Origin of the sequence: Vibrio sp. ES.051 (genome assembly GCF_002563795.1) — a bacterium.
GTDB lineage: Bacteria > Pseudomonadota > Gammaproteobacteria > Enterobacterales > Vibrionaceae > Vibrio.
The window spans coordinates 174,639-201,132 of sequence record NZ_PDJL01000004.1 but is presented as its reverse complement, the minus strand read 5'-3'; the positions used below and the strand labels follow the sequence as shown (position 1 = coordinate 201,132).

Below are 26,494 nucleotides of genomic sequence, written 5' to 3'. Positions count from 1 at the left end.
TTACCTACATAAAAATGGGATCAATCTTACCAGCCGCATCACCCTCACCGAGGGTCATGACTTCATCTAAACTCACAGAGCCTTGCAATGCTAGCTCCATGGCAGAGGCAAGCAGCGGCTTATAGCTCTCTGAACGACGCGCTGCTTGTGCAAAACCGACAGTATCATTGGCGCGCAGCTTATCCATCATCTCGCTTTCCAACTCCAGCATTTCGAATACACCAATTCGCCCGCGGTAGCCGGTCAGGTTACAGTTTTGACACCCCGTACCTTGATAAAAAGTCACGCCAACTTGGTTGGGGAAACGCCCAGCTAACCACTGTTGACGCGATTCATCCAAGTGGTCTTGTGTTTTACAATCAGGGCACACTCGGCGCACAAGGCGCTGTGCCACCACAGCTCTTACCGCACTCGCAACCAGGTAGCCAGGTGCGCCCATATCAACCATACGTAGCGCACTGTCGACCGCATCGTTGGTGTGCAAGGTACTCAATACTAGGTGACCGGTGAGAGCCGCTCGCAGGCCGATTTCTACCGTCTCTTGATCACGCATCTCCCCAACGAGGATGATGTCTGGATCTTGACGTAAGAAGGTACGAAGAACACGCGAGAAGGTAAGCTCTATCTTGCGATTGACCTGAACTTGCGTGATACGTGGTAAACGGTATTCCACAGGGTCTTCAACTGTAATGATCTTTTTACCGGGTTGGTTTAGCTCACTTAGCGCGCCATAAAGCGTGGTGGTTTTACCTGAGCCCGTTGGACCGGTAACTAAGATCATTCCATGTGGACGAGATAACTGGCGGCGTAAACGTGCCAACAGTTCTGGTGGTAACCCCGACTCCTCTAACGGACGCAAGCCTGTCGACTGGTTAAGCAAACGCATCACCACCGACTCACCGTATTGCGTAGGCAACGTCGACATACGGATATCAACCGATTGACCACGCACTTTTATATTAAAGCGGCCATCTTGCGGTAAACGTTTTTCAGAAATATCTAACTCTGCCATCAACTTCAATCGTAGAACCAAGGCAGAAGCGATGTTTACTTCATGTAAGATGGTTTCATGCAACACACCATCAATCCGCTGGCGTAAACGTAATATTTGATCATCCGGCTCAATGTGAATATCCGATGCGCCCACTTGTACCGCATCTTCAAACATGGAGTTAATCAGTTTTACAACCGTGACTTCTTCACTGTCGCTTTCATCAATACCGTAATCAAAGCCTTGTTCATCTTTGTGCTCTTCATGCAACTGTTCAGCAAATGAGGCGATATCTTTGGTACGACGGTAGTAACGATCAAAACTTTTGATCAATTGACGTTCAGACGTAATGATAAACTCAAGGTTGTACTGACCCAGTAAATTCATCAGTGATTCTTGGATAAACAAATCGGCCGGGTCACTCATAGCAACACGCAAAGCGTCCCCGTTACGACCTACCACGATCGCACGTAAACGACGCGCATGAACTTCTGGCAAAATTTGTACGGCATCGGCATCCACTGGCGCACGGTCAAGATCAATCAAGGGTAAGGCAAGCTGCTGAGAGAGAAAGTCCAGCATTTGCTTTTCAGTAATAAAACCGAGATCAATCAACGCTGCACCCAGTTTTTGTCCGGTATTGCGTTGGGCTACTAATGCTTGCTGAATTTGTTGTTCAGAAACGATACCTTCTTCAACCAGAAGATCGCCTAATCGTTTTCTCAACTGAATTTTCATTGCGCCTTCTCCAGTTGTTTCAAAATAGTCAAACGGTCACGGATAAACGCTTGCGATTGATTTGAGATCCCGACTTTATTTGATGCTTGATGGTAAGAGTGTATCGCGGCAGTAAAAGTGAGTGCTCGCTCTTGTTGAATGGCTAGCCCTAACCACCATCGCGCATTTTCTGGCTCATGTTTAGTCAGCAGTTGATAGCTCTCTAAAGCGATCTCATTCTGCTTTTGTTTTTGTGCTAACGCCGCGCGCATTGCCAAGTAGTCTCGAGTCGGCATTGGTGGCAAGTGCACAAGAGGACTCAGCGCTGCGTTAGGTTGCTTCGCTTTGACCAGTAGCTTAGACAGCGCCAGACGAAGCACTTGGTTGTTCGTGTCAAGGTTGATGCCCTCTTGCATGATTTCGTACGCTTTGCGCGTATTACCTTTACCAAAATATAATGCGGCTAACTTTTGGCGAGATCCTGCATTCATGGGATCATAACGTAATGCTTCTTCGTAGGCGGAGAGTGCCGTTTGCATATCGTTGGCATCGAGCGCTTTTTCTGCTCGACTCACCGCTTTTAGTGAAAGCTGACGATGCGTTAACTCCACTTGCTCAATACGCATTGAGCTGCCTTCCACCGTCTCGGCCACCACTTGACGTGATCCGCCGTCACTGGATGCGTTGGCGGTTTGCTCGACCAATATTGGTTCATCCGATACCGTATTCACCTCTGCTCTTGGTGTGAACACATCAGCTTCGGCCGTGGCTGGTTTGGTAACAGATTGCGTTTTAATCGGCTTGCGATAAACCATACCATTGGTTTCGGGCGTGACTTTGCTGGTCGGTGAGTGAGACCGTTCATCTGAATCCGCCTGAGAAAACTGAACATCACTCGCTTGAAAATGTGAGCTGCCATCAGACGGAACAGGCCCGCGAGATACCGCCCAACCACCAACGGCAAGACTCAACGAAAAGCCTGCGACGAGCCAAAGCCATGGTTTGCTGCGCGAAACGCTGGGAATGTCCGCCCGAGTAAGCTCTGACGGCGATGTTTTTTCAACGAGTTGTGATAATGCTTTATTGATGGCACTCAAGGTTGACTCCATCCCCAAAATACGGGTGTTTTAAACTTAGGTTTACGGGCATCAAACGTATCGTGCATAGCTGCGTAAACGTGATGATTTTTTAATAGTGTGCAACGATCATTAAATGCAGCAAGCAACGACTTGTGGCTAATTTGGTTTATTAAGCGCGGAATTCCCATGGATGAACGCCAAATCGTTTTTTTCTGTTCAATGGAAAAAACATGCGTTCCGCTGCCCGCTTTCTCTAAACGGTTATCAATGTAAGCCACGCCTTCATCGACAGAAAGTGGGCGTAACTGACAACTAAACGTAATACGTTGACGAAACTGCCTTAACTCGTGGCTTGCCAACCTTTCATCCAACTCGGGTTGACCAAATAGCACCAGCTGAATGAGCTTGTCTTGTTGGGTTTCTAAGTTACCGAACAAGCGTAATGTTTCCAGAGCTTGTGGCGAAAGGGCTTGCGCCTCATCGACGATCAGCACGATTTTCTTACCCAAAGAGTGCACATTAATGAGATGGTCTTGAATGAGAGAAACAACACGCAGAGGGTCGTTGTTCTCGATCCCCAACTCCCGAGCGACCGCAAACTGCAGTTGCTCGCCATTCAGGACTGGATTGGGTAAGTACACTAGCTCGACTTGTGACTCTATCTGCTCTATCAACTTACGGCACACCATGGTTTTTCCGGTACCGACTTCCCCCGTCACCTTGATCACCCCTTCCCCCATTTGCACTGCGGCCAAAATGGTTTGGATCGCCTCATAGTGAGGGGCTAACCCCAAGAACATATTTGTGTTTGGGGTTAACGAGAAAGGCAGAACTTGGAATCCAAAATGTGATAAGTACATACTCGAATCACGAACTCATAGAGAAACAAGACATCACCCAGCACTTATTGCGCATCTGGGAACCACTCTTGCAGCAGCTCCCGAGAGCGCTCCAACTCTTTCTGCCAAGAGTTGACACCTACCACCGTCGGCTTCAGCAAAATGACCAGTTCCGTTTTTTCTGTCACGTTATTCACGTTACGGAATAAATGGCCAAGTGCAGGTATATCACCAAGAAATGGCACTTTAGAAACGAGCTCGCGGTTTTGTTGTTTCATCAAACCACCAATCACGACAACGTCACCATCTTGTGCACGAATCACAGAGTCAGACTCTCGGATTGAGCTTTTCGCTAATGGCAGTTGAACATTTTGGAAGTCACCACCTAGGTTCAGTTGCTTCAGTTCTTCTGACACCTCAATAACAGCGGGGTGCACATGCAAAAACACGCTGCCTTGGTTATCGATTTGCGGTGTAACGTCAAGAGAAATCCCTGAGAAGAACGGCGTTAACTCCACTTCTGGTACGGCGTTGGAGTTTTCACCATTCCCCGAATTGCTCGACAATTCGGTCACGAAATACTCATCGGTACCTACTTTGATCACGGACTTCTGATTATTTGCCGCCGTAATACGAGGACTAGACAGCACATTTAAGTCACCTTGCGTTGACATAAAACTTAATACGGCATCGAAATTGCCGTCAGAAATGGTGACGTTCGTTTGCCCGCCTAACAGCGTACCTATCGCATCCAGCGGAGGCAGCGCGGAGGCGGGACGATTGACGATGATACTGCCCGAGTCACTAATCGAGGCGGATAAATTGGACCAATTGATGCCTTGTTGATAACCATCACTCAACGTGACTTCTAGAATTTTTGCCTCCAGAATCACCTGACGTTGCATACGCTCTTGCGACACCCCCAAGAATTCACGCACTTCTCGAATATCATCAGGGAAAGCACGCAGCGTTATCACACCCGCTTGTGGCGTTACAACGACACTTTGCCCTTTCCCCGAGCCAATTAAGCTCGCAACCGCCTGTTGCAACATTGGCCAAAAATCACTTTCTGTGACGGTTTCTATGCGAGTACCGCCGGTTGAGGTTGTCGAGCTACCATTATCATTACTGTTAGAGCTGGAAAAGTCTGAATCACCGGAGCTGCCGCCTGAATTAGAGGTACCAGCCGACGTGACTGAACCTGTCACAATACTTGTCAGAGAGCGACCCGAACGCTTGAATTGCAAATAGTCAACAGGAATCGTCACAGTGCGCATACCGGCTGGATACACTTGGATAACTTTACCGGATGTCATCACATCGTAGCCGTACATATTCTGCACCACATTAAGAACCTCATCCAAGGTTACGTCCGACAAGCTCACGGTGATGTTACCTTGCACCGCGGGGTGAATCGCGACGCTGTACTCTGTGCCCTTCACTAGCGAAGCGAAAAAGCTTCTGGCTTCCACCTCATTCGCTTGAATGCGAAAACGCTTTGATGTGCCTTGATCTGAAGAAGTATTCAAGTCTAAGTTTGGCATCAGATCGGCTTCGACAGAAGAAGGGATTTCTTTTAGCGCACGGCTGTTCGCTTGATTGATAGATTCATTAAGTGCTTGCTTTACTTCAATGGGATCACGGTGACCCATTGAACATCCCATTAAAGAAGCAATCGCTATTCCTACAACTAATTTGCGCATATCTTATCAGGCTCAGGTTATTATTTTTTTACGTTTAAACTAAAAAGCTCGAGGTCCCACTGACGATTACCACGCTTTAAAGTTACAAATTTACTATTGATGCTTGCGATACGATAACCTTTGAGTCGCTCGCCCTTTTCGACCAGCTTGTTATCCATAATCGCGACACACTCAGTCGTCGGCTTACATACAATGCTGTTGAGTGTGGGGAGTCGATACTGTTTTACTGTTGGTTTCGCTGACGCTTCAGTGATTGGCTTTTGCCAACCTAGTGGCGCCGTGGGGTCTTGATTTGCCCAAGTGTCGCCCGCAGCAGCCATGACAATCATTGAGATAATGAGTTTTTTAACCACCGATAAACTCCTCTCGAGTCCCTAATGTGTACACTTCTAATACCAGCTTCGCTTTCGGGTACTCTTCCACTTTGTAACTAAAACTGCGCCAGTAATAATTGGCGGGTAGACTTTCTAATTTGCTGAGGTAATTAACGATAGAAAAGTAATCCCCTATCAGCTCCATTCGCACTGGGTGTAAGTAGTAACCCGAGTATTGCGACGCCTCTTTATCTTTAGTAATGGGTTCAGAAGGCAGAGTTTGCATCGATAAGAGATGAATCCCCTTTTGCTGCTCCAACACACTTTCCAACAGATCCGCCATTTGGGAAGGTGTGATTAAATGCTCGATGATCTCCGATAACTGCATAGAAAGGTGCTGACTTTCAGCTAAAAGGTTAGAGATAGTTCGATCTATCTCAGCATTTGGATCTTTGCTCAGCTTCGCCTGAATACGTAAAGTATCAATCTCGATCTTTTGGTTAGCTTGTTTTAAGTTGCTCAACTGTTTTTCATGATTGATGATGTCGTTGAGCTTTGGCTCCAATACGAGGGTGAACAGCAACATGACCACCACCACTAGGCCACATAGCGCAACCAGCACTTTTTCACGCGCGCTCATCTCTCCAAAGCGCTCTTCTAATGAGAGCCAGAATTCATTCATTTCTCTTTATCCTCGCGCGTTTTGAGTTCAAACGTCACAACATCCTTATCGTTTCGGCTAATTTTGACATTATCAAACGTTCGGCCAACTAAGCTGATTTCATGCTTAAATTGACCTACCCAATTCGGCACTGAGCTTGGTGTTTTCGCCAAGCCTTTTAAATCTAACGTATGGCGATTAATTCGAATTTCGGATAAAGAGATCTCTTTACTGCCCAGCTTAGCTAAGGATTGCATCACGCCAGAGTAGCCTGCGCGCTGTGTGTCATCGTATTTCCCCACGGCTTGTAGTGAATCACGTTTGGCTTTCACTTCACGCTCTAAACGTGCTTTGGCAGCTAACTTATTCGTATCAGGCTGATGCTTACGCAGCTTAACTTGGTAGCGTTCAAGCTCTGATTGCAGAATATCGCCTTTGCTTTTTGCAATGGTGATTTCGTCCTCGAGGCCGCTACTTTGCCAAGTGACATAACCGTAAGAGAACAAAATAGCGACTGCCGCCACTCCCCAAGATATCGCGATATTTTTTAACGTCAGAAGGTTTTTTTGTGGCTTTAAGTAGTCAGGATACAGATTGACTCGCCGTGTCGCCGAAGCAGCAGCGGTATCTGCCAAAACATGCCCCGATAACTCATGCTCAGCCGGTAATAACAGGGAAACTTTTGTACTTAAACGATAATTAAGTGACTGAACCAACTCGTTTTCATCTTCTTCGTCACAACACACTTTCAATTGGTGTAATTGAACATGACGAAGCTGTGAAGAAAGGTAATCAATCGAACGTTGCAGCTCTAAGGATAAGCTATCCATCTGCATTTCACTCGATGGCACGCCAGTTAACGGCGGCGTCACGCTACGTATAGAACGATGAAATGCTATGGTATTTTCGACAAAAGCACTAATACGGAAATGGCCACGCGCGCTGCGCTGCAATAGTAAGAAATTACCCAGCTCACCCGCCGTCTCACCCCATACATCATCTTCAGGGATGATCGCATCCAGTGGCAGCTGAGCGCGACTGGCAAGCAGAACTATCTTATCCAGCATTTTTCTTGATAAGACATAGGTTTGTACTTTCGTCGAGTAGGGCAACTCTACCGCATCAGCAATAACATCAATGGCGCGTTCAGAAATCAGTTCTTTCAACAAAAACGGCAACGCGGCAGGCCACTCCTGACGAGGCATCGCTGGTTTGTCGATTTGATACATCTGATAGTAATTATGTGAAAGCACGACCGTCAGCGAGTCGTACGCACTGGCCGCTACACTTAATGCCTGTTCAACCGCCCGCTCCCAGTTTGACTCAGAAATTTCGAATTGAGATGGGCGTCCACTTTTGACTGATGATAATAAATAAACTGCATCTGGCTGAATAACCAAAAAACAAGAGCGACCACCACCAGATGATTGCATGAGCTTGTCGAATACTGCTTTAAAATCCATGATCTTTATCTTTATTTTTTCCGCCAGCGATTTCGTCTTCCCAATTTAACTTGGGATTCTGATTGAGAACGCGGCATCGCTTGAGAACGAGGAAGATATTGCTGCTCCGCAGACAAATAGCGCCCTTGTCCACCGTAAACACCTAACTCAAGTAGTGTGTTTAGCTCTTGCTGATTCTCAATCCCCACTGCAATGATTTTAGTTTTACTGTTTGCCGCCGCACCTAGCATACTGCGAACAAAGAGCTGGTTCTCATGTCGTTGGTCGATTTTTGCTACTAAGCTGCGATGAAGCTTGAGGTAACGAATATCGACTTCTTTTAGGTAGTGGGTGCTGACGATAGTACGTCCAGCTTGCCCGACCATTAAATGACAGCCTAAACCAGCCAGCATTTTAGCGAGTGGTCGCATAAAATCTAAATGTCTTACAAATTGTGCTTCTACAAACTCAAAACTGAGAGACTTTCTTTGTTCACGTGACAATTGTAAGAGCTCATAACGAAACCACTTGAAGTATTCTCGATTAGAAAAAGGGGTCACATTTAAATTAAGTGCATAAGATTTAGAGTGATCGAAATTAGCCTTAAAATCCCTTAAGAATTTATGAATAACCGCCCTATCCATTTGGGCTTCGTAACCCACCAGTCTTATCGCAGAAATAAACCGAGATGCTTTCACAATGCCGTTTTCAGGATCGCGGATCCGACATGTTAACTCTTCATATAATGGTTTCTTATACGTCTTATCACTTATTGAGTAGACAGATTGTGCGTAGAGTATCACATTTCTAGGTGTCAGCGCTGTGTCAAATAACGTTCGCCACCTCACACTTCCTCGATCTTCTTCATCGTGGTTCCATTTTTTGAAGCGGCTCCAGTTATTGTTATTTTGCAACTGTGCACTACGTAATGCGGTTTCTGCTTCATCGATGATTTGACTATGTCGCTCACCCTCTTTGTACGTGGTGATACCAATATGACACCAGTTGTTAGGATCAAGTGGTTCAGGTGGTGTTAATTTTTCTAACTGGCGAATACACTGCGATGCTAAATTAGCTACATCTTTAGCACTTTGATGGGGTAAAAAGAACGCAAAGTCAGCATCATAGTAACGTGAGAATACAACATCTGGATATCGCTGAACCAAATTGGAAAGTAAGCTTCCAACTTCAACAATAAACTCATCTGTGACCTGCTTATCTAGCTCTTCTTCAACTGACTTCCAATCCTGAATGCGCACCAATAGCACAGCACCACGCGCCCCATTCTCTAACAACGCAGATTCCAATTTACTATCAAATAATACTCGATTGGCGGTCCCGGTGAGTTTATCAAGGAAAGTTTGAGTACGGATGAAGGTATCAAACCGACTGCGCTCTTGACGCGCATCTTGCAGTTCTTCAATCAACAAATCGAGCGCTTCACTCGCCGTGTAAGGCCACTCTCTTTGATCTCCTTTCGCATACTGCTCTACGCGACCAGCGAGGATCATCCTGCCACGCTCTTCGAGCATTTCAGATCCTAATAACTGTTCTTTCAACCAAGTTACACCGCGCATCAGACAGAAAATAATCAGGATGACAGCGAGCGTTATCGACCAAAGCGCCTGCATTGAGTAGCTATAGCCCAAATAGGGGGGAACCGCTTTGAAATGAATAACATAGTCTGGGTTGTGAGTGAGTTGGTACTCTGTCTCAAACAAGGCCGATACATCTATCCGGTGGGAGGTGTCTTTGAAGCGATAAACGACGGCATTATTCGTCGATAATGTCATTTCAACGATATTAGATGCCTGCAACATTTTCGGCATCCAACGCTGCATAGAATAAGCGGCGTCAGGATCTTCCATCTCCTTGTCGACCACCTCCACAATCCCTTCTAGATAATGGGTAAGATATTCCTGCCCAAGTCGCTTAAAAGAAAGGGCGCCACCGACAAACAAGATAAACATGGCGCATATGACGATCATGGTGACAAAGGCCACCAGCCGTGTGCTTAACTTAAGAGTTGGGGTATACCTCATGAATACCAAATTCCTTTTTATTCATCATATACCTTATTGATATGTTTATACTTGATAAGAACTCACCAAACAATCAGATTAGTCTGATTGTGAGAGGCTGAAACATAAACAACATTGCATTCATTGATAAGCGTTATTGTTATCCCAATCGTAGTAAAATACTGATTACCCTAAGTGGTTAAAGCTCACCTTATTTGATTGGCACGAGGGTATCGCCCTCAGTCATAGAGGTTTGAAACATTCACTAAGCGGTAGGAATAAAAAAGGCCACGTTCTCGCGGCCTTTAGTTTAGGTTCAAACATCCATTTTCGTCTTTGTCTAAAACGGAATATCGTCGTCAAAATCCATTGGCGGCTCATTGTATTGCTGCTGCGGTTTCTGCGGAGCCTGCTGTGGTTGCTGTTGCTGTTGCTGCGGAGGAGCATTGTATTGCTGCTGAGCTGGTTGCTGAGGCTGCCCCCACCCACCTTGTTGCTGTTGTTGGCCACCCATAGGTGCGCCGCCACCTTGACCACGGCCGCCTAGCATTTGCATCACACCGTTAAAGCCTTGCACAACAACTTCGGTTGAGTAACGGTCTTGTCCATTTTGATCTTGCCATTTACGAGTTTGCAGTTGGCCTTCAATGTAAACTTGAGAGCCTTTACGCAAGTATTCACCTGCGACTTCAGCAAGTTTGCCGAACAACGCGACACGGTGCCATTCCGTTTTTTCGCGCTGTTCACCAGTCGCTTTATCACGCCATGAATCAGAGGTCGCAATAGTTATATTTGCTACTGCGCCGCCATTCGGCATGTAACGAATTTCAGGGTCGGTACCTAGATTCCCCACCAAAATAACTTTGTTAATTCCACGGCTGGCCATGATGTGCTCCGTTTGACTCTGGATATATAAAATTTTAGCGCATTAGAATAGCACGCTTTAATGTTTTGATTAAAGTCTAATACCACGGGTTCGATTGAGTTCACCTCTAGAACCCCAATCGCTATTCAACTTTCACATGTAGCATTTTTGACTCGCTTTACAGGCATCGCTTCCTGAAGCTTTGAATTGGAACGCATTTATTCATCAAAACTATGGTTATAACCCGCCTTTAATGCCAATTTATGGTTTTTATTGACTATTGGGAGACTGAAACACGTGAGAAAGTCGGCTTACGCAAGAAAGCTATTTCTGATCAGTATGGAAGATAACGCGGACAAAAAAGTCGCGATATTCGAGAAGTACATTGACATGAGTATTCCGGTGATCTCGGCAGACGCATTAATGGAAGCCAAACCACTGCACCGCAACAAAATCCTTCTTATTGACTTCAGTGAACATAAATCCCTCGTTCAATCGATAAAAAACCTGCCGCTGGTGTGGAAAAATTTTGAAACGGTTATTTTTAATGTCCCAAAGCGTCTAACCACTGACGAGTTACTGGCGTTTGGACAACTCAAAGGACTCTTCTATACTGAGGACTCTCTAGAGCAAGTTGGTGAAGGTTTAAAAGGGATTGTTAACGGTCAAAACTGGTTACCACGCAATGTGACTAGCCAGCTTTTACATTATTATCGTAATGTCATTAACACGCATACTGCGCCTGCGACGGTGGACCTTACCATTAGAGAATTACAAGTGTTACGTTGCTTACAAGCCGGCGCTTCGAATAGCCGAATGGCGGAAGAGTTGTTTGTCAGTGAGTTTACGATCAAATCTCACTTGTATCAGATATTCAAAAAACTGTCGGTTAAGAATCGCGTACAAGCCATTGCTTGGGCAGATCAAAATTTGATGTCTTAACGCTATGCCGGCGACTCTGGTCGCTAATTTGGCGAGTCGTTTATACTTGTTTCCGCACTCAGCCTCACACTTTTGCCTACTTTATTCATGATTCATTGGTGCCTCTCGTGGTAAAGTTGCCCGCAGATTCTTGATAATAACGAGACAGGATATTCCCCCAATGATTAAAAAATGTCTGTTCCCTGCTGCAGGCTATGGCACACGCTTTCTACCGGCCACTAAATCAATGCCAAAAGAGATGATGCCAGTAGTGAACAAGCCGTTAATTGAGTACGGTGTTGAAGAAGCAATCCAAGCTGGTATGAACGGCATGTGTATTGTTACAGGTCGTGGCAAGCACTCGATCATGGACCACTTTGATAAGAACTACGAGCTGGAACATCAGATTAGCGGCACCAACAAAGAAGAGTTGTTGGTAGACATTCGTGACATCATTGAATCCGCACACTTCACTTATATTCGTCAGCGTGAAATGAAAGGCTTAGGTCACGCTATCCTGACTGGGCGTGAGTTGGTCGGCGACGAACCCTTTGCCGTAGTCCTTGCTGATGACCTTTGTGTCAACGAAAAGGAAGGCGTTCTGGCTCAAATGGTTGCATTGTTTAAGCAATTCCGCTGTTCAATCGTTGCGGTTCAAGAAGTCCCAGAAGAAGAAACACATAGATACGGTGTGATTTCAGGTGAAATGATCAAAGACGATATCTACCGCGTAGATGACATGGTAGAGAAACCAGAAAAAGGCACCGCGCCAAGCAACTTAGCCATTATCGGCCGTTACATTCTGACTCCAGATATCTTCGAGTTAATCGAAAATACAGAGCCAGGTAAAGGTGGTGAGATTCAAATCACCGACGCGCTACTCAAACAAGCAAAAGCAGGTTGCGTATTGGCTTATAAATTCAAAGGTCAACGCTTTGACTGCGGTAGTGTCGAAGGCTATATCGAAGCAACAAACTACTGCTTTGAAAATCTGTACCTAAAAGATGAGAAAACATCTGAGCTCGGTAAGCACGCAACGCAAAAAGCGGTATAAATTCTTCGTCCTATTTCGCGATAACGATTCACAAAGCTCGGCACCATGCCGAGCTTTTATTTCACTGTTTTTTTGTCCAGTGTTTTTCTTTGCACATTTCTCACACTATGTAATACTTGTCCCACTTGGTTATACATAGAGCAAAAACGATGGATAAAATAGAAGTTCGCGGTGCCCGAACCCATAACCTCAAAGACATTAATCTTACAATTCCTCGCGACAAACTGATTGTTATTACTGGATTAAGCGGTTCCGGTAAGTCCTCTCTCGCTTTCGACACCTTGTATGCTGAAGGGCAAAGACGTTATGTGGAGTCTCTATCGGCTTACGCTCGCCAGTTTTTGTCTCTGATGGAAAAGCCCGATGTCGATTCTATCGAAGGCTTATCACCTGCAATTTCTATCGAACAGAAGTCGACGTCTCATAACCCTCGTTCAACCGTGGGTACCATTACCGAAGTCTACGATTACTTACGCCTGCTTTATGCCCGTGTCGGTGAGCCTCGATGCCCGACCCATCATGCCCCTCTTGCCGCTCAAACCATTAGTCAAATGGTAGACAAGGTGCTTGAGATGCCTGAAGGCAGCAAAATGATGTTACTAGCCCCCATCGTCAAAGAGCGTAAAGGGGAACATGTCAAAACACTTGAAAATCTTGCTGCTCAAGGTTTTATCCGCGCTCGCATTGATGGTGAAACGTGTGATCTTTCCGATCCGCCAACTCTAGAATTACACAAAAAACACACCATTGAAGTGGTCGTGGATCGCTTTAAAGTACGTCCAGATTTACATCAGCGTTTAGCCGAGTCTTTTGAAACAACACTTGAGCTTTCAGGGGGGATCGCCGTGGTTGCGCCCATGGAGGGAGACGGCGAAAAAATTATTTTCTCGGCTAATTTCGCTTGTCCTCAGTGTGGTTACAGCATGCAAGAATTGGAGCCGCGACTTTTCTCGTTCAACAACCCTGCCGGCGCTTGTGCCACTTGTGATGGTTTAGGTGTACAGCAGTATTTTGACCCGAGCCGAGTGATTCAAGATGATTCGCTGAGCTTGGCACAAGGCGCTATTCGCGGCTGGGATCAAAAGAACTATTACTACTTCCAAATGCTGACATCATTGGCGGATCATTATGGGTTGGATCTACATGCCCCATTCAATTCGCTGCCCAAGAAAACCCAAGATGTGATTTTAAAAGGATCGGGGCGTACCGAAATTGAGTTTAAATACATCAATGACCGTGGTGATATTCGCGTCAAACGGCATCCATTCGAAGGCATTCTGAATACCCTAGAGCGTCGTTATCGTGATACCGAATCTAATTCCGTACGTGAAGAGTTAGCCAAGTATATCTCAACCAAATCTTGTTCTAGCTGTGGCGGAACCCGTTTACGCTTGGAAGCACGTAACGTTTTTATTGCCGATACCACCCTTCCAGAGATTGTCGAGCTTAGCATTGCGGATACACTTGAGTTCTTTCGTTCTTTAAAACTCGAAGGACAACGCGCTCAAATCGCTGAAAAAATAATGAAAGAGATCAACGATCGTCTGCAATTTCTCGTCAACGTTGGTTTGAACTATCTGAACTTATCTCGCAGTGCGGAAACCTTATCAGGTGGTGAAGCACAACGTATCCGTCTGGCAAGTCAAATCGGCGCAGGCCTCGTAGGTGTGATGTACGTGTTGGATGAGCCATCAATTGGTCTCCACCAGCGTGACAATGAGCGTCTGCTAAAAACGCTGACTCACCTACGCGATCTTGGTAATACTGTACTTGTCGTCGAGCACGATGAGGATGCCATTCGCAGTGCCGATCACGTGATTGATATCGGCCCTGGTGCGGGGGTTCATGGTGGCTACGTTGTCGCAGAAGGGACATTCGAAGAAGTTATCGCCAACCCGAACTCTGTCACTGGTCAGTACTTAAGTGGGGTTAAAAAAATTGCGATCCCCAAAGAGCGCACCCCCCGAGATCCGAAAAAAACAGTCAAACTGCTAGGGGCCACCGGTAACAACCTTAAGAATGTGGATCTGTCGATTCCTGTCGGGTTATTTAGCTGTATTACTGGCGTATCTGGCTCAGGTAAATCAACGTTGATTAATGATACCTTTTTCAAAATAGCTCACACCCAATTAAACGGCGCGACTACCGCCCAGCCTTCACCGTACACATCCATTAAAGGGCTTGAGCATTTTGATAAGGTGATCGATATCGATCAAAGCCCTATTGGTCGCACACCTCGTTCGAACCCAGCCACCTACACAGGCATCTTTACCCCCATCCGTGAACTGTTTGCCGGTACACAAGAATCACGCTCACGGGGCTACAAACCTGGACGCTTTAGTTTTAATGTGCGTGGTGGCCGTTGTGAGGCGTGTCAGGGGGACGGTGTCATTAAAGTAGAAATGCACTTCTTACCGGATGTCTACGTTCCGTGTGATGGATGTAAAGGAAAGCGTTATAACCGCGAAACCTTGGAAGTACGCTACAAAGGCAAAACCATTGATGAAGTCCTGGAGATGACCGTCGAAGACGCGCGAACTTTCTTCGAGCCAGTTCCAGCTATTGCGCGTAAATTGCAGACTTTAATGGACGTTGGCCTGTCATACATACGTCTTGGCCAAGCAGCAACCACGCTATCTGGTGGTGAGGCACAACGTGTCAAACTAGCACGAGAGTTATCGAAACGCGATACAGGAAAAACGCTCTATATTTTAGATGAGCCAACAACTGGCCTTCACTTCCATGACATCCAACAGTTACTCACGGTCCTACATCGTTTGCGTGATCACGGGAATACAGTGGTCGTGATTGAGCACAACTTAGATGTTATCAAGACTGCTGACTGGCTTATCGATTTAGGGCCAGAAGGCGGTCAGGGTGGTGGAGAGATAATTGCTCAAGGAACACCGGAAGATGTGTCGCAAATCGAGGGCTCACACACAGCTCACTTCCTTAAACCTATGTTGAAGTAGAAAAAACAGGTAAAGTACGAAGACCAGCAAGTGCTGGTCTTTTTTCATTCAAAACAACGCAATAACTATGGCTACTATACATGTAAGTGGAACGAAGCTTTCTCCTGAAAAAGTACAAATTCCTCTCAATCGCAAGTTTCTCTTTGCTTTGGCAACACTGTTTTTGTTGGCAATGCACTTTTTTATGCCTAATCCTGGCGGTTCAGGCTTGGCTCTTTCATTCAATGCGACAACTTGGATTGCTTTTAGTTTTGCGCTAGGTATTGGATGTTATCAACTCGCCAGCAACCGAGTTTTACGTTACTCCAAACTGACCATTGGGCTGTGTATTAGCGTCATGATCATGACTGTGCCCGTCTTTTATCCGAATGCGAATAGTAGTTTGGCGGCCAATAAACTCATTGGCCTTTGGAGTGGTTTGCTGTTTTTTATTGTGTTGCAACAGTTCCATTTCAGTAATAAGCACCGTCAGCGCTTGTTGTGGTTCATCGTCTTGGCCGTTGTCATCGAAGCCATTTTCGGTTTGACGCAATACCTCTACCTCAAGCCGGGTAATCCATTTGGTTACAATACAATGGTTAACCGTCCCTATGGTATTTTCCAGCAGCCTAATGTAATGGCTAGCTTTCTCGCAACTGGATTGGTGATTGCGAGTTACTTGCTTGCGCGCCAGCCCTATAAGTACGACCGAAAATTGAGTGATGTTTACCTGCTCTATGCAGTGCCCGTGTTAACTTTGCCATTGATTGTGGCATTGGCTTCACGTACTGGCTGGTTAGCATCGATTATCGCCGTATTATTGCTCATTCCGTATATGTACCGCTTCGCGACAAAAGGACGCTTTGTCCGCTGGGTTTCGTCTCTCGCGACAGGGCTAGCACTATCGGTTGTTGTGATGCACATTGCCTTTCCTGACGGCGGCGGCTTAGCGACAGAGAAAGTGAACATGGAGTCACCTCGTGCTTACACTTTCCCTCAAACTTTAGATATGGTGATTGAAAAGCCTTTCACCGGCTATGGCTATGGCCGATTTGAGTCGGAGTATATGCTGTATACTGCTCGCCAACATGCACTAAACGAGCATTATCCCGCGGGTTTACCTGCAATGGATCATCCTCATAACGAACTACTTTACTGGGGCGTTGAAGGTGGATTATTGCCAATATTAGGCATTTTCTTAGCCATGATGCTCGTACTGTATCGCATCTATCAAGCCAAGCGAGGGACTCGTCTTGCCCTACTTGCACTGTTTATTCCGATGGTCTTGCACTCGCAGCTGGAATACCCTTTCTATCATTCTTTAGTGCATTGGTTGATCTTCATTCTGCTTATTTACTGGGTAGATCAGCGCGTCTCTCGTTATCGACAAGTGGGATTCAGTCACATCACAAAAAGCTTGCTACGAGTCTTGAGTTTAATACTTCCCACCGTATTTACGTTCTACATGGTGAGCGCTCTACATACCAACTATATACTGACGAAGTTCGAAACCACACGACCGACCAATCCAGATATTCTCAATCAAGTCAGCAATCCGGTTGTTTGGAAAGATAGATTCGACTGGGATGTCTACAGCACGTTCTTGAACATCGGCTTATACCAGCAAGACCCAACATTGATTCAGCCATACATCGACTGGTCACTCACGATCATTAAAGATAAACCACGTCCTGCTTTCTATAATAATTTGATTCTCGCCTATCAAGGTCTAAACGACAGTAGCAAAGCTGAGCAAGTACGGACTGAAGCGCAATTCCTATTTCCGAACGTAGACTTTAGCCAAGTCAATTACCAACCACCTTCACATGCGCAATCGGCGACACCGAACATATCTCGGCCTGAATCGGTCATGGCGAATTAAGTCATATAAAAAAAGCGAAGGAGAACCTTCGCTTTTTTTATTTATATTTTGATTAACACTACTCGGTGAGCGATTCTTCTAAGGCTTTTAAGCACAGTGCGACATTTTCAGGTCGAGCAGCATAGCCCATCAAACCGATCCGCCACGCTTTTCCAGCCAATGCTCCTAATCCCGCGCCAATCTCCAAGTTGTACGTCTCTAACAAATGCGTACGAACTTTTGCTTCATCGACCCCTTCTGGCACATAAATCGCATTCAACTGAGGTAAGCGATGAGCCTCTTCCACTACAAATTCAAAGCCAAGCTTTTGTAAGCCATCCTTCAATTTTTCATGCATTAATTGGTGGCGAGCCCAGGCACTCTCCAAACCTTCGTTCTTTAAAATCAGTAAAGCTTCGTGCAGCGCATACAAACTATTGACTGGTGCAGTATGGTGGTAGCTACGTTTGCCTTCGCCACTCCAGTAACCTAGCACTAAACTTTGGTCTAAGAACCAACTCTGTACTGGTGAGGTTCTTGACTGAATCTTTTCGATTGCGGCAGGAGAAAGCGTCACTGGCGATAAACCAGGTACACATGACAAACATTTTTGACTTCCCGAATACACCGCATCCAGTTGCCACTCATCGACTTTTAGCGGCACACCGCCCAATGACGTGACCGCATCAACAATCGATAATGTGTTGTACTGCTTCGCTAGTTTCCCTAGAGTTTGAGCATCACTCACTGCGCCGGTTGAGGTTTCTGCATGTACAAAAGCGAGGATTTTTGTCTCAGGATGCTGCTGTAGTGCTTGCTCCACTTTATCAACAGAAACTGGCGTACCCCATTCATCATCAACGACAACAACTTCTCCCCCTGCACGAACCACGTTTTCACGCATGCGCTCACCAAACACACCATTGCGGCACACAATGACTTTGTCACCTTTTTCAATTAAGTTAACAAAACAGGTTTCCATCCCCGCACTGCCTGGCGCCGAGACCGCAATAGTGAATTCATTTTCCGTCTGGAAAGCGTATTTCAATAGCTGTTTCAACTCATCCATCATCGCGATGAAAAGAGGGTCTAAATGGCCAACCGTTGGACGACTCAATGCTTGAAGCACTTGAGGATAAATATCAGAAGGACCAGGTCCCATGAGAATACGATGAGGGGGAATAAAGCTCTGGATCGGCATGTCAGCTCCTTGATTGCTATCATTTATCCTGAGCATGATAAAAGTTCTATTCAACAAGGTGGCTCAGGCATCAAGCTTTTACCCTAATCGATTTTCCTTCACTCAGCAATTAGCCGTAAGTATAGAGGTCAAACCACTGTCACAAATTCGTTAATAAAAAACATCATCATGGTTGAAATATTGATTGACATTACTTCGGCAAAACCGTTCAATGTTTGAGCTTTATGTAGAAGAGGAGCACTACCCAGGTAGATGATTGGTGGAACCGCAATTCCAAGCCCAATTATTCAGGGGGAGTAGTGCCGAGGTAAGTCAAAGTTGCAGGATTTGACTTGTCGGTTGACTGGGTTGAGTCCCATCAACTGTCATCAGCGCCGCCTGATGAAGAGCTTCTGAGGGTGAGTTTTTCAAATGACATTCTAAATACCTCTCTTTTTGCTCTGTTCCTTTCCTCACTAAACATTGGATGTACATATTATTTTTTAGGAAGTCGTGGGAGAACGCAGTGAGTGCATTTAACGTAGCTAAATTCGGTGGGACTAGTGTGGCCAACTTTGAGGCAATGAGTCGTTGCGCCAGCATTATTGAAAATAACCCAAATACTCGCTTAGTGGTGAGCAGTGCTTGCTCAGGTGTAACCAATTTACTGGTTGCGTTGGCAAGTGGCGTGCAAGACCAAACACACCGCTCCGAGGTACTTCAAAAGCTGACCAATATACATGATTCCGTTTTAGCTCAGCTCAAAGATGGCTCTGAAGCCTCCACTGAGGTATATGCCATTCTCGATACCGTAACCAGTCTGGCCGAAGCCGCATCCATTCAAACCAGCGCCAAGCTGACCGACCAATTGGTCGCATGTGGTGAACTGATGTCGACCCATATTCTCGCTCAATTGATGCGTGAACGTGACATTCAAGCCGTTCGCTTCGATATCCGTGACGTTTTAAGAACAGATGACAGCTTTGGCCGCGCAGAACCAAACATTGAAATGATTTCAGAGCTCGCACAAGAAAAATTGGTTCCACTGTGTCACAAGTCTGTCGTCATCACTCAAGGCTTTATCGGGTCTGACGGACAAGGCAATACAACCACATTGGGACGAGGCGGCAGCGACTACAGTGCCGCATTAATCGCAGAGAGTGTCAAAGCGGCGGGTTTAGAAATTTGGACCGATGTGCCAGGCATCTACACCACTGATCCCCGTATTGCGCCAAAGGCCTCACCCATCCCCGAGATCAGCTTTAGCGAAGCATCAGAAATGGCCAATTTTGGTGCAAAGATCCTCCACCCTTCAACACTTATTCCTGCACTTCGCCATGACATTCCTGTGTTTGTTGGTTCATCGAAGACACCAGAGAAAGGCGGCACTTGGATTCGTCATCAAGTCGAAAGCTCACCACTTTTCCGCGCGCTGGCCCTACGCTGCAACCAAACGATGGTGACACTCCGCAGTGCCAACATGTTCCACGCGTATGGCTTCTTGGCAAAAGTCTTTGAGATCTTAGCCAAACACAAAATCTCAGTCGATTTGATCACAACATCAGAAATCAGTGTCTCGTTAACTTTGGATCAAACGGATACGTCAGGCGGGGCCCCTCAACTACCACAAGCCGTACGTGAAGAACTGGAAGCGCTGTGTAAAGTAGAAGTCGAACACGATTTATGCCTCGTTGCTCTGATTGGTAATAACATGAGCGAGAGCAAAGGTTATGCGAAACAAGTCTTCGGTACGCTAGCAGACTTTAACCTACGTATGATTTGTTACGGTGCCAGCCCTCATAACTTGTGCTTCCTTGTTCATGAGTCAGTGTCGAAACAAGTCATCCAAAAACTGCATACTGAACTGTTTGAGTCATAATACTTTATATCAAATAGGAAAAAGGGCTGCGATTGTGCAGCCCTCTTTGTTTTCACAGAAACAGATTAAGCGTTGATGTTTGGACCTAGCCACTTTTCAGCTTCGATCCGATCCCACCTTTTACGATCGGCATAACTTTCTAACTGATCGTCTTGAATCTGTGCGATCGCGAAATAGCGAGAGTCGGGGTGCGAGAAGTACCAACCCGATACCGATGCTCCGGGGTACATCGCATAGCTTGAAGTCAATGACATACCAATATTCTCTTCTACATTAAGTAGCTCCCATAATGGACCTTTTTCAGTATGCTCAGGGCATGCAGGATAACCAGGTGCAGGGCGAATACCTTGATATTTTTCACGGATAAGACCATCGTTAGATAAGTTTTCATCCGCTGCATAACCCCAAATTTCTTTGCGTACGCGCTCATGCAAATATTCAGCAAACGCTTCGGCAAGACGATCCGCTACCGCTTGAATCATGATGGCGTTGTAATCATCACCTTGGGCTTTATATTGGTCAGCCAGTTCACGTTCACCTATGCCACCGGTTACCGCAAACGCTCCAATCCAATCTGGCTTACCCGACTCTTTTGGCGCGATGTAGTCCGAAAGACAGTAATTGAATCCTTTTGGTTTTTCAGTTTGTTGACGTAGATTACGCAGCACTTTCGCCACTTCGTTACGTGATTCATCGGTGTACACTTCAATATCATCGCCTACGCTCGCCGCTGGAAATAAACCACACATGCCGCGAGCTTTAAGTAAACCTTCCCGCTCAACACGGTCAAGCAACTCATTGGCATCATCGAACAGACGCTGTGCCTCTTCACCGACTTCTTCATGCTTGAAAATGGTTGGGTACTTGCCAACTAATGACCAAGTCATAAAGAAAGGGGTCCAATCGATGTATGGACGTAACGCCGCGATATCAACGTCATCAAAGATATGAATTCCCGGTTTAACCGGCGCAGGCGGTGTGTAAACTTCCCAATTGATAGCCACTTTATTTGCCCGCGCCTCTTCAAGCGTCACGGGTTTAGTTCTCGGCTTCTTACGCTTATGCTGATCTCGCACACGTTCATAATCAGCATCTAACTTTTCAACAAACACCGGTCGACGTTCGTCTGATAATAAAGATGAACATACCCCCACAGCTCGAGAGGCATTATTTACGTACACCACAGGATGTTGGTAGTTTTGCTCAATCTTAACCGCCGTGTGCGCTTTTGATGTGGTTGCTCCGCCAATCAACAGTGGTAGTTTAAAATCAAGACGTTGCATTTCTTTCGCGACATGGACCATTTCATCTAAGGAGGGGGTGATCAAGCCTGATAGACCGATGATGTCGACATTCTCTTCTTGTGCCACTTTTAAGATTTTGTCGCATGGCACCATAACGCCAAGATCGATAATTTCATAGTTATTACATTGAAGCACTACGCCAACGATATTTTTTCCAATATCGTGCACATCCCCTTTGACTGTGGCGAGTAGGATCTTACCATTAGTTTGGCCAACCTGTTTTTCAGCATCAATGTAGGGCTCTAAATGCCCAACCGCCTGTTTCATCACTCGGGCTGACTTCACTACCTGAGGCAGAAACATCTTACCTTCCCCAAATAAGTCCCCGACCACGTTCATACCATCCATTAACGGGCCTTCAATCACCTTCAAAGGTTTAGTGGCATTCACGCGAGCTTCTTCCGTGTCCTCGATAATAAACTCGGTAATCCCTTTTACTAAGGCATGCTCCAAACGCTTTTCAACAGGCCATGTTCGCCACTCTAATACTGAGGCATCTTCTTCCTTGCCAACCCCCTTGCCTGCGTACACGGTAGCAATATCTAATAGCCTTTCTGTTGAGTCATCACGACGGTTCAAAACCACATCTTCTACCGCTTCACGCAATGTTTCAGGGACGTTATCGTAAATTTCTAACTGGCCAGCATTTACGATGCCCATGTCCATACCGTTTTTAAAACAGTGGTAAAGGAACACGGCGTGAATCGCTTCACGCACGTAATTATTGCCACGAAAAGAGAAAGAAACATTAGAGACACCACCTGAAATCATCGCATGTGGTAGGTCACGTTTGATCTCCCCGATAGCTTCGATAAAATCAACCGCGTAGTTGTTGTGTTCATCAATCCCCGTCGCAACAGCAAAGATATTTGGATCAAAAATGATATCTTCAGGTGGGAAACCAACCTCATCGACCAAAACTCGGTAAGCGTTAGTACAAATTTCGACTTTACGCTCACGGGTATCCGCCTGACCGACTTCATCAAAGGCCATGACGATGACCGCCGCACCGTAACGACGAATCAACTTCGCTTGCTCGACAAACTTTTCTTTGCCTTCTTTTAGCGAGATCGAGTTTACAATCCCTTTACCTTGGATACACTTTAAGCCAGCTTCGATCACTTCCCACTTAGAAGAATCGACCATGATTGGCACTTTCGAAATTTCTGGCTCAGACGCACAAAGGTTCAAGAACCGAACCATACAGGCCTGAGCGTCCAACATGCCTTCATCCATGTTAATGTCGATGATTTGCGCACCATTTTCAACTTGCTGACGTGCAACATCTAGAGCCTCATCATAGCGTTCTTCTCGAATCAGGCGTTTGAAACGAGCAGAGCCAGTTACGTTAGTACGCTCACCTACATTTATAAATAACGACTCTTTTTTTATCGTCAGTGGTTCAAGCCCAGACAAGCGACAAGCAACTGGTAAATCAGGAAAATGACGAGGCACTACGCCTTCAACCGCTTCTGTCATTTGACGAATATGTTCTGGGGTCGTCCCACAACAACCACCGATTAAATTCAAAAAGCCACTTTGTGCCCACTCTTTAACATGAGTTGCCATCTCTTCTGGGGAAAGATCGTACTCACCGAACGCATTAGGTAGCCCAGCATTAGGATGCGCGGAAATGAATGACTCAGAAATACGAGAGAGCTCCTCAATATAAGGGCGAAGCTCATCGGGACCAAGAGCACAGTTAAGACCAAAAGATAGCGGCCTTACATGACGTAGAGAGTTATAAAAAGCTTCGGTCGTTTGTCCTGATAGCGTGCGACCCGACGCATCGGTAATCGTACCTGAAATCATGACAGGCAGAGTGATACCAAGTTCTTCGAATACCGTATCGACCGCAAAAGCACACGCCTTAGCATTCAATGTGTCAAAGATCGTTTCGATCAGGATCAGGTCCGCCCCACCTGTTATCAGCGCACGCGTGGATTCCGAATACGCTTCAACTAATTGGTCAAAAGAGACATTTCGGTAACTGGGGTCGTTAACATCAGGTGAGATTGAACAAGTACGATTAGTCGGTCCAAGCACTCCGGCAACATAACGCGGCTTATCAGGGGTCTTTAACGTCCATTCATCTGCAACTTCACGGGCGAGTTTAGCGGCAGCGAGGTTAATTTCTTCACTGAAGCTTTCCATTTCATAATCGGCCATCGCAATCGTCGTGGCGTTGAATGTGTTGGTTTCGAGAATATCGGCGCCTGCTTCAAGATAAGCCGCGTGTATTTCCTTGATCAGTTGAGGCTGACTAAGTACCAACAAATCGTTGTTACCTTTTAAATCGCAATGCCAGTCAGCAAAGCGTTCTCCCCGATAGTCTTGCTCTTCAAGTTTGTATCCCTGAATCATGGTTCCCATACCACCATCAATCAGAAGAATACGTTGTTTCAATTGAGCTTCAATCTGTTGTCTTACATTACATCCCACAGTACAGCCTCATTCCTTAAGTTATAATTCCATCCTATCACACAAACTTCAGGAGTCTAGACGTCTAAATGGGAATTAATGATTATTTTATCTCCTTCTTAAGTTGCAAAATAATCGCGAAAAAATGTTTGCTATTTAACCAGCATCAACCGAAAATCCCATTCACAAAATGTTACAAATAGAGAGCTCTATGTCGGTCTACCATACCTTATGTTTTCTATCTGCCGCTGCGATGTTAATTGCCTTTATAAACAGCAAGATAGGAAAAATGCAAACCACCATCGCGATTACCGCAGGCTCCATGGTACTTTCGCTTCTCATCTTGACGGCAGGTCAAAATAATTGGTTCCACCTCACCGAAGTGGCAACAGAAACAGTCACGAAAATCAACTTTGAAGACTTCTTACTTAATGGCATTCTTGGTTTCTTACTGTTTGCAGGCGGACTGGGCATCAAGCTCCCTAACCTTAAAGATCAAAAGTGGGAGATAACGACTTTAGCTCTTGGTGCCACGCTATTTTCGACCTTCTTCATTGGTTTTGTCCTTTATGGCGCTTGTCACTTGCTTGGGATTCAGTTTGATTTAGTTTACTGCTTGTTGTTCGGTGCACTAATTTCACCAACCGATCCAATTGCGGTTTTGGCCATTGTTAAAAAGCTTGATGCTCCAAAACGTATCTCAACCCAAATAGAAGGCGAATCTCTCTTCAACGACGGGTTTGGTTTGGTCATTTTTGTAACCTTGTTCACAATCGCATTTGGCACGGAAGCACCAACCGTCGGAAGTGTCACATTATTATTTATCCAAGAAGCCATCGGGGGCATCGTATACGGCCTACTCCTCGGCTTACTATTTCACTACTTGATCAGTGCGACCGATGACCACTCCATGGAGTTATTATTAACCATTGGCATTCCAACTGCTGGCTATGCGCTCGCAGAATACATCCATGTTTCTGGCCCATTAGCGATGGTGGTATCGGGCATAATGATCGGTAACTGGACGCGCTTTATTGGTTTCTCAAAAGAAAGTGAAGATCACCTTGACCACTTCTGGGAATTAGTGGATGAATTTCTAAATGGTGTTCTGTTCTTATTAATCGGTATGTCGATGCTGTTATTTGAATTTCATGAAGAAGACTGGATCATGATGGCAATTTCAATTCCTCTTGTTCTAGCGGCTCGTTATTTCAGTGTGTTTATCTCTTATATTGGCTTTAAACGCTATCGAAAGTATAACCCTTGGTCAGTGAGAATTTTAACGTGGGGAGGCTTACGCGGTGGTCTTGCTCTTGCTATGGCGCTTTCAATTCCATCAGGCATTTGGGTAATTCAAGATAAATTAATTGATGTAAAAGAAATCATTCTTGTAATGACTTACTCCGTCGTTGTTTTCTCTATTTTGATCCAAGGTTCAACCATCACACCAATGATTGAAAAAGCCAAAGCTGAAGAGAAGAAAAGAGAAAAGAGAAAAGCAACAAGGAGCCTTCGTTCCTGAACAGAAAAAGCAAATAGACTCTTAAGAAAATAAATAAAAGTAATATGACCTAAGAAGCAGCTCGTGGCTGCTTTTTTATCTCCAGTAATACTAATCGTCGGAATAAGTGCTAACGAACGTAACGGAATATCTATCAAGTTGATCGCGGCTCGAATTGGACTGACATTGGCGTCTTCGGCAATATGAATGATTGCTAAGCGAACTAAATTATAAGCAGCCCCTAAGTTCTTGACTAACTCCTGCTGCAAAACGACTTCGCAATGTCACTTCACTTTGCAGGAGTGTTGGTGGATTAGGGTTCTTTCGCTGCAATCCAGCCGGACCGCTTGTGAGCGGGTAGCTGCCATCTCTACTACTTGTTTTTAATGTGTCATGGAAAGCTTAAGTCGAATGGCATTAACGACAGACTCGTAGTTTTACCATCCTCCATAGTTTCATTAGCTAGAACTAACTCTTAGCCAACATAGAAAAATCCCCACTAACTAAGTTCGTGGGGATTATCATGGCAATCTAAGGGGCATTTAAGTCTCTAAACTGATCAACATTAAGTCTTTTTCTAATACGTGGTAGATCAGCTCGGAGTATATACTGTCAGACATCAAGCACTCAGTGCCTGGAGCCTTTAAATAAATATTAAAATGAAAAAAGCCTCGCTATTACTAGCGAGGCTTTTGAATAAATGGCGGAGTGGACGGGACTCGAACCCGCGACCCCCGGCGTGACAGGCCGGTATTCTAACCAACTGAACTACCACTCCGCAGTGGAATAC

At 45.6% G+C, this 26,494-nt stretch carries 17 protein-coding genes, 1 tRNA gene, 1 pseudogene and 1 riboswitch; of the genes and pseudogenes, 6 read left to right on the top strand and 13 right to left on the bottom strand.

The genetic code is table 11. The annotated features are described in order from the left end of the window. Positions 1–4 precede the first annotated feature (4 nt). The 9 genes from ATG66_RS07245 to ATG66_RS07205 form a co-directional block, all read right to left on the bottom strand. On the bottom strand, positions 5–1,729 hold the full coding sequence (locus tag ATG66_RS07245; protein WP_098414691.1) for a GspE/PulE family protein: 1,725 nt from the start codon (positions 1,727–1,729) through the stop codon (positions 5–7). Further along, a complete protein-coding gene (locus tag ATG66_RS07240) occupies positions 1,726–2,805 on the bottom strand; it encodes a tetratricopeptide repeat protein (RefSeq protein ID WP_257145726.1) in 1,080 nt (359 codons plus the stop codon). The genes ATG66_RS07245 and ATG66_RS07240 overlap by 4 nt, the downstream gene beginning before the upstream one ends. Next, positions 2,802–3,647, bottom strand: a complete 846-nt coding sequence (locus ATG66_RS07235; protein ID WP_098414689.1) for an ExeA family protein — start codon at positions 3,645–3,647, stop codon at positions 2,802–2,804. The genes ATG66_RS07240 and ATG66_RS07235 overlap by 4 nt, the downstream gene beginning before the upstream one ends. Before the next feature lie 44 nt (positions 3,648–3,691). After that, the gene (gene mshL / locus ATG66_RS07230) at positions 3,692–5,329 is read right to left on the bottom strand and encodes a pilus (MSHA type) biogenesis protein MshL (protein WP_098414688.1); all 1,638 of its coding nucleotides are present in this window, start codon (positions 5,327–5,329) and stop codon (positions 3,692–3,694) included. A 20-nt stretch (positions 5,330–5,349) separates the two neighbouring features. Continuing rightward, positions 5,350–5,682 (bottom strand): MSHA biogenesis protein MshK, encoded by a 333-nt coding sequence (locus ATG66_RS07225; protein WP_098414687.1) that lies wholly within the window; start codon positions 5,680–5,682, stop codon positions 5,350–5,352. Further along, complete coding sequence (gene gspM / locus ATG66_RS07220; protein WP_098414686.1) at positions 5,675–6,325, bottom strand: type II secretion system protein GspM; 651 nt, start codon at positions 6,323–6,325, stop codon at positions 5,675–5,677. The genes ATG66_RS07225 and gspM overlap by 8 nt, the downstream gene beginning before the upstream one ends. Next, entirely contained in the window at positions 6,322–7,767 is a 1,446-nt protein-coding gene (locus ATG66_RS07215; protein ID WP_098414685.1) for an MSHA biogenesis protein MshI, read from the bottom strand. Before ATG66_RS07215 ends, gspM begins: the two co-directional genes overlap by 4 nt. An 11-nt stretch (positions 7,768–7,778) precedes the next feature. Further along, positions 7,779–9,788: an RNase E specificity factor CsrD gene (csrD, locus tag ATG66_RS07210; protein WP_098414684.1), complete on the bottom strand. Its 2,010-nt coding sequence runs from the start codon at positions 9,786–9,788 to the stop codon at positions 7,779–7,781. Positions 9,789–10,107: 319 nt separating this feature from the next. Beyond that, positions 10,108–10,653 carry a single-stranded DNA-binding protein gene (locus ATG66_RS07205; RefSeq protein WP_098414683.1) on the bottom strand — a complete coding sequence of 182 codons (546 nt, stop codon included), beginning with the start codon at positions 10,651–10,653 and terminating at the stop codon, positions 10,108–10,110. 276 nt (positions 10,654–10,929) lie between these two features. Between ATG66_RS07205 and ATG66_RS07200 the strand changes: the two genes are divergently transcribed. The 4 genes from ATG66_RS07200 (at position 10,930) to ATG66_RS07185 (ending at position 17,440) form a co-directional block, all read left to right on the top strand. Further along, positions 10,930–11,574 (top strand): LuxR C-terminal-related transcriptional regulator, encoded by a 645-nt coding sequence (locus ATG66_RS07200; protein ID WP_098414682.1) that lies wholly within the window; start codon positions 10,930–10,932, stop codon positions 11,572–11,574. Positions 11,575–11,734: 160 nt separating this feature from the next. Continuing rightward, positions 11,735–12,607: a UTP--glucose-1-phosphate uridylyltransferase GalU gene (gene galU / locus ATG66_RS07195; protein WP_098414681.1), complete on the top strand. Its 873-nt coding sequence runs from the start codon at positions 11,735–11,737 to the stop codon at positions 12,605–12,607. A gap of 149 nt (positions 12,608–12,756) precedes the next feature. Beyond that, the gene (gene uvrA, locus ATG66_RS07190; protein ID WP_098414680.1) at positions 12,757–15,579 is read left to right on the top strand and encodes an excinuclease ABC subunit UvrA; all 2,823 of its coding nucleotides are present in this window, start codon (positions 12,757–12,759) and stop codon (positions 15,577–15,579) included. Between the two features lie 67 nt (positions 15,580–15,646). Further along, a complete protein-coding gene (locus ATG66_RS07185; RefSeq protein WP_098414679.1) occupies positions 15,647–17,440 on the top strand; it encodes a PglL family O-oligosaccharyltransferase in 1,794 nt (597 codons plus the stop codon). Between the two features lie 58 nt (positions 17,441–17,498). Here the strand turns inward: ATG66_RS07185 and ATG66_RS07180 are convergent, their stop codons facing one another. Beyond that, entirely contained in the window at positions 17,499–18,620 is a 1,122-nt protein-coding gene (locus ATG66_RS07180) for a pyridoxal-phosphate-dependent aminotransferase family protein (protein WP_098414678.1), read from the bottom strand. A gap of 222 nt (positions 18,621–18,842) precedes the next feature. Next, a riboswitch (Lysine riboswitch) is annotated at positions 18,843–19,020 on the top strand. Between the two features lie 105 nt (positions 19,021–19,125). Between ATG66_RS07180 and lysC the strand changes: the two genes are divergently transcribed. Continuing rightward, on the top strand, positions 19,126–20,478 hold the full coding sequence (gene lysC / locus ATG66_RS07170) for a lysine-sensitive aspartokinase 3 (protein ID WP_098414676.1): 1,353 nt from the start codon (positions 19,126–19,128) through the stop codon (positions 20,476–20,478). A 65-nt stretch (positions 20,479–20,543) separates the two neighbouring features. Here the strand turns inward: lysC and metH are convergent, their stop codons facing one another. Further along, entirely contained in the window at positions 20,544–24,224 is a 3,681-nt protein-coding gene (metH, locus tag ATG66_RS07165) for a methionine synthase (RefSeq protein ID WP_098414675.1), read from the bottom strand. 190 nt (positions 24,225–24,414) lie between these two features. On the opposite strand from metH, the gene ATG66_RS07160 reads away from it, so the two are divergent. Then, entirely contained in the window at positions 24,415–25,725 is a 1,311-nt protein-coding gene (locus ATG66_RS07160; RefSeq protein ID WP_098414674.1) for a cation:proton antiporter, read from the top strand. A 98-nt stretch (positions 25,726–25,823) separates the two neighbouring features. Here the strand turns inward: ATG66_RS07160 and ATG66_RS07155 are convergent. Both ATG66_RS07155 and ATG66_RS07150 read right to left on the bottom strand, forming a co-directional pair. Continuing rightward, positions 25,824–26,010 (bottom strand): annotated as a pseudogene (locus tag ATG66_RS07155) (IS4 family transposase); the annotation flags it as partial. A 395-nt stretch (positions 26,011–26,405) separates the two neighbouring features. Further along, positions 26,406–26,482: transfer RNA gene (locus ATG66_RS07150), tRNA-Asp, on the bottom strand. Positions 26,483–26,494 lie beyond the last annotated feature (12 nt).

Bases quoted from the DNA above. Each gene is read 5' to 3' on its own strand.
- ATG66_RS07185 (WP_098414679.1), top strand. From the start codon at position 15,647: ATGGCTACTATACATGTAAGTGGAACGAAGCTTTCTCCTGAAAAAGTA.
- ATG66_RS07180 (WP_098414678.1), bottom strand. From the start codon at position 18,620: ATGCCGATCCAGAGCTTTATTCCCCCTCATCGTATTCTCATGGGACCT.
- ATG66_RS07245 (WP_098414691.1), bottom strand. From the start codon at position 1,729: ATGAAAATTCAGTTGAGAAAACGATTAGGCGATCTTCTGGTTGAAGAA.
- csrD (WP_098414684.1), bottom strand. From the start codon at position 9,788: ATGAGGTATACCCCAACTCTTAAGTTAAGCACACGGCTGGTGGCCTTT.
- ATG66_RS07235 (WP_098414689.1), bottom strand. From the start codon at position 3,647: ATGTACTTATCACATTTTGGATTCCAAGTTCTGCCTTTCTCGTTAACC.
- mshL (WP_098414688.1), bottom strand. From the start codon at position 5,329: ATGCGCAAATTAGTTGTAGGAATAGCGATTGCTTCTTTAATGGGATGT.
- uvrA (WP_098414680.1), top strand. From the start codon at position 12,757: ATGGATAAAATAGAAGTTCGCGGTGCCCGAACCCATAACCTCAAAGAC.
- gspM (WP_098414686.1), bottom strand. From the start codon at position 6,325: ATGAATGAATTCTGGCTCTCATTAGAAGAGCGCTTTGGAGAGATGAGC.
- ATG66_RS07205 (WP_098414683.1), bottom strand. From the start codon at position 10,653: ATGGCCAGCCGTGGAATTAACAAAGTTATTTTGGTGGGGAATCTAGGT.
- ATG66_RS07160 (WP_098414674.1), top strand. From the start codon at position 24,415: ATGTCGGTCTACCATACCTTATGTTTTCTATCTGCCGCTGCGATGTTA.
- galU (WP_098414681.1), top strand. From the start codon at position 11,735: ATGATTAAAAAATGTCTGTTCCCTGCTGCAGGCTATGGCACACGCTTT.
- ATG66_RS07215 (WP_098414685.1), bottom strand. From the start codon at position 7,767: ATGGATTTTAAAGCAGTATTCGACAAGCTCATGCAATCATCTGGTGGT.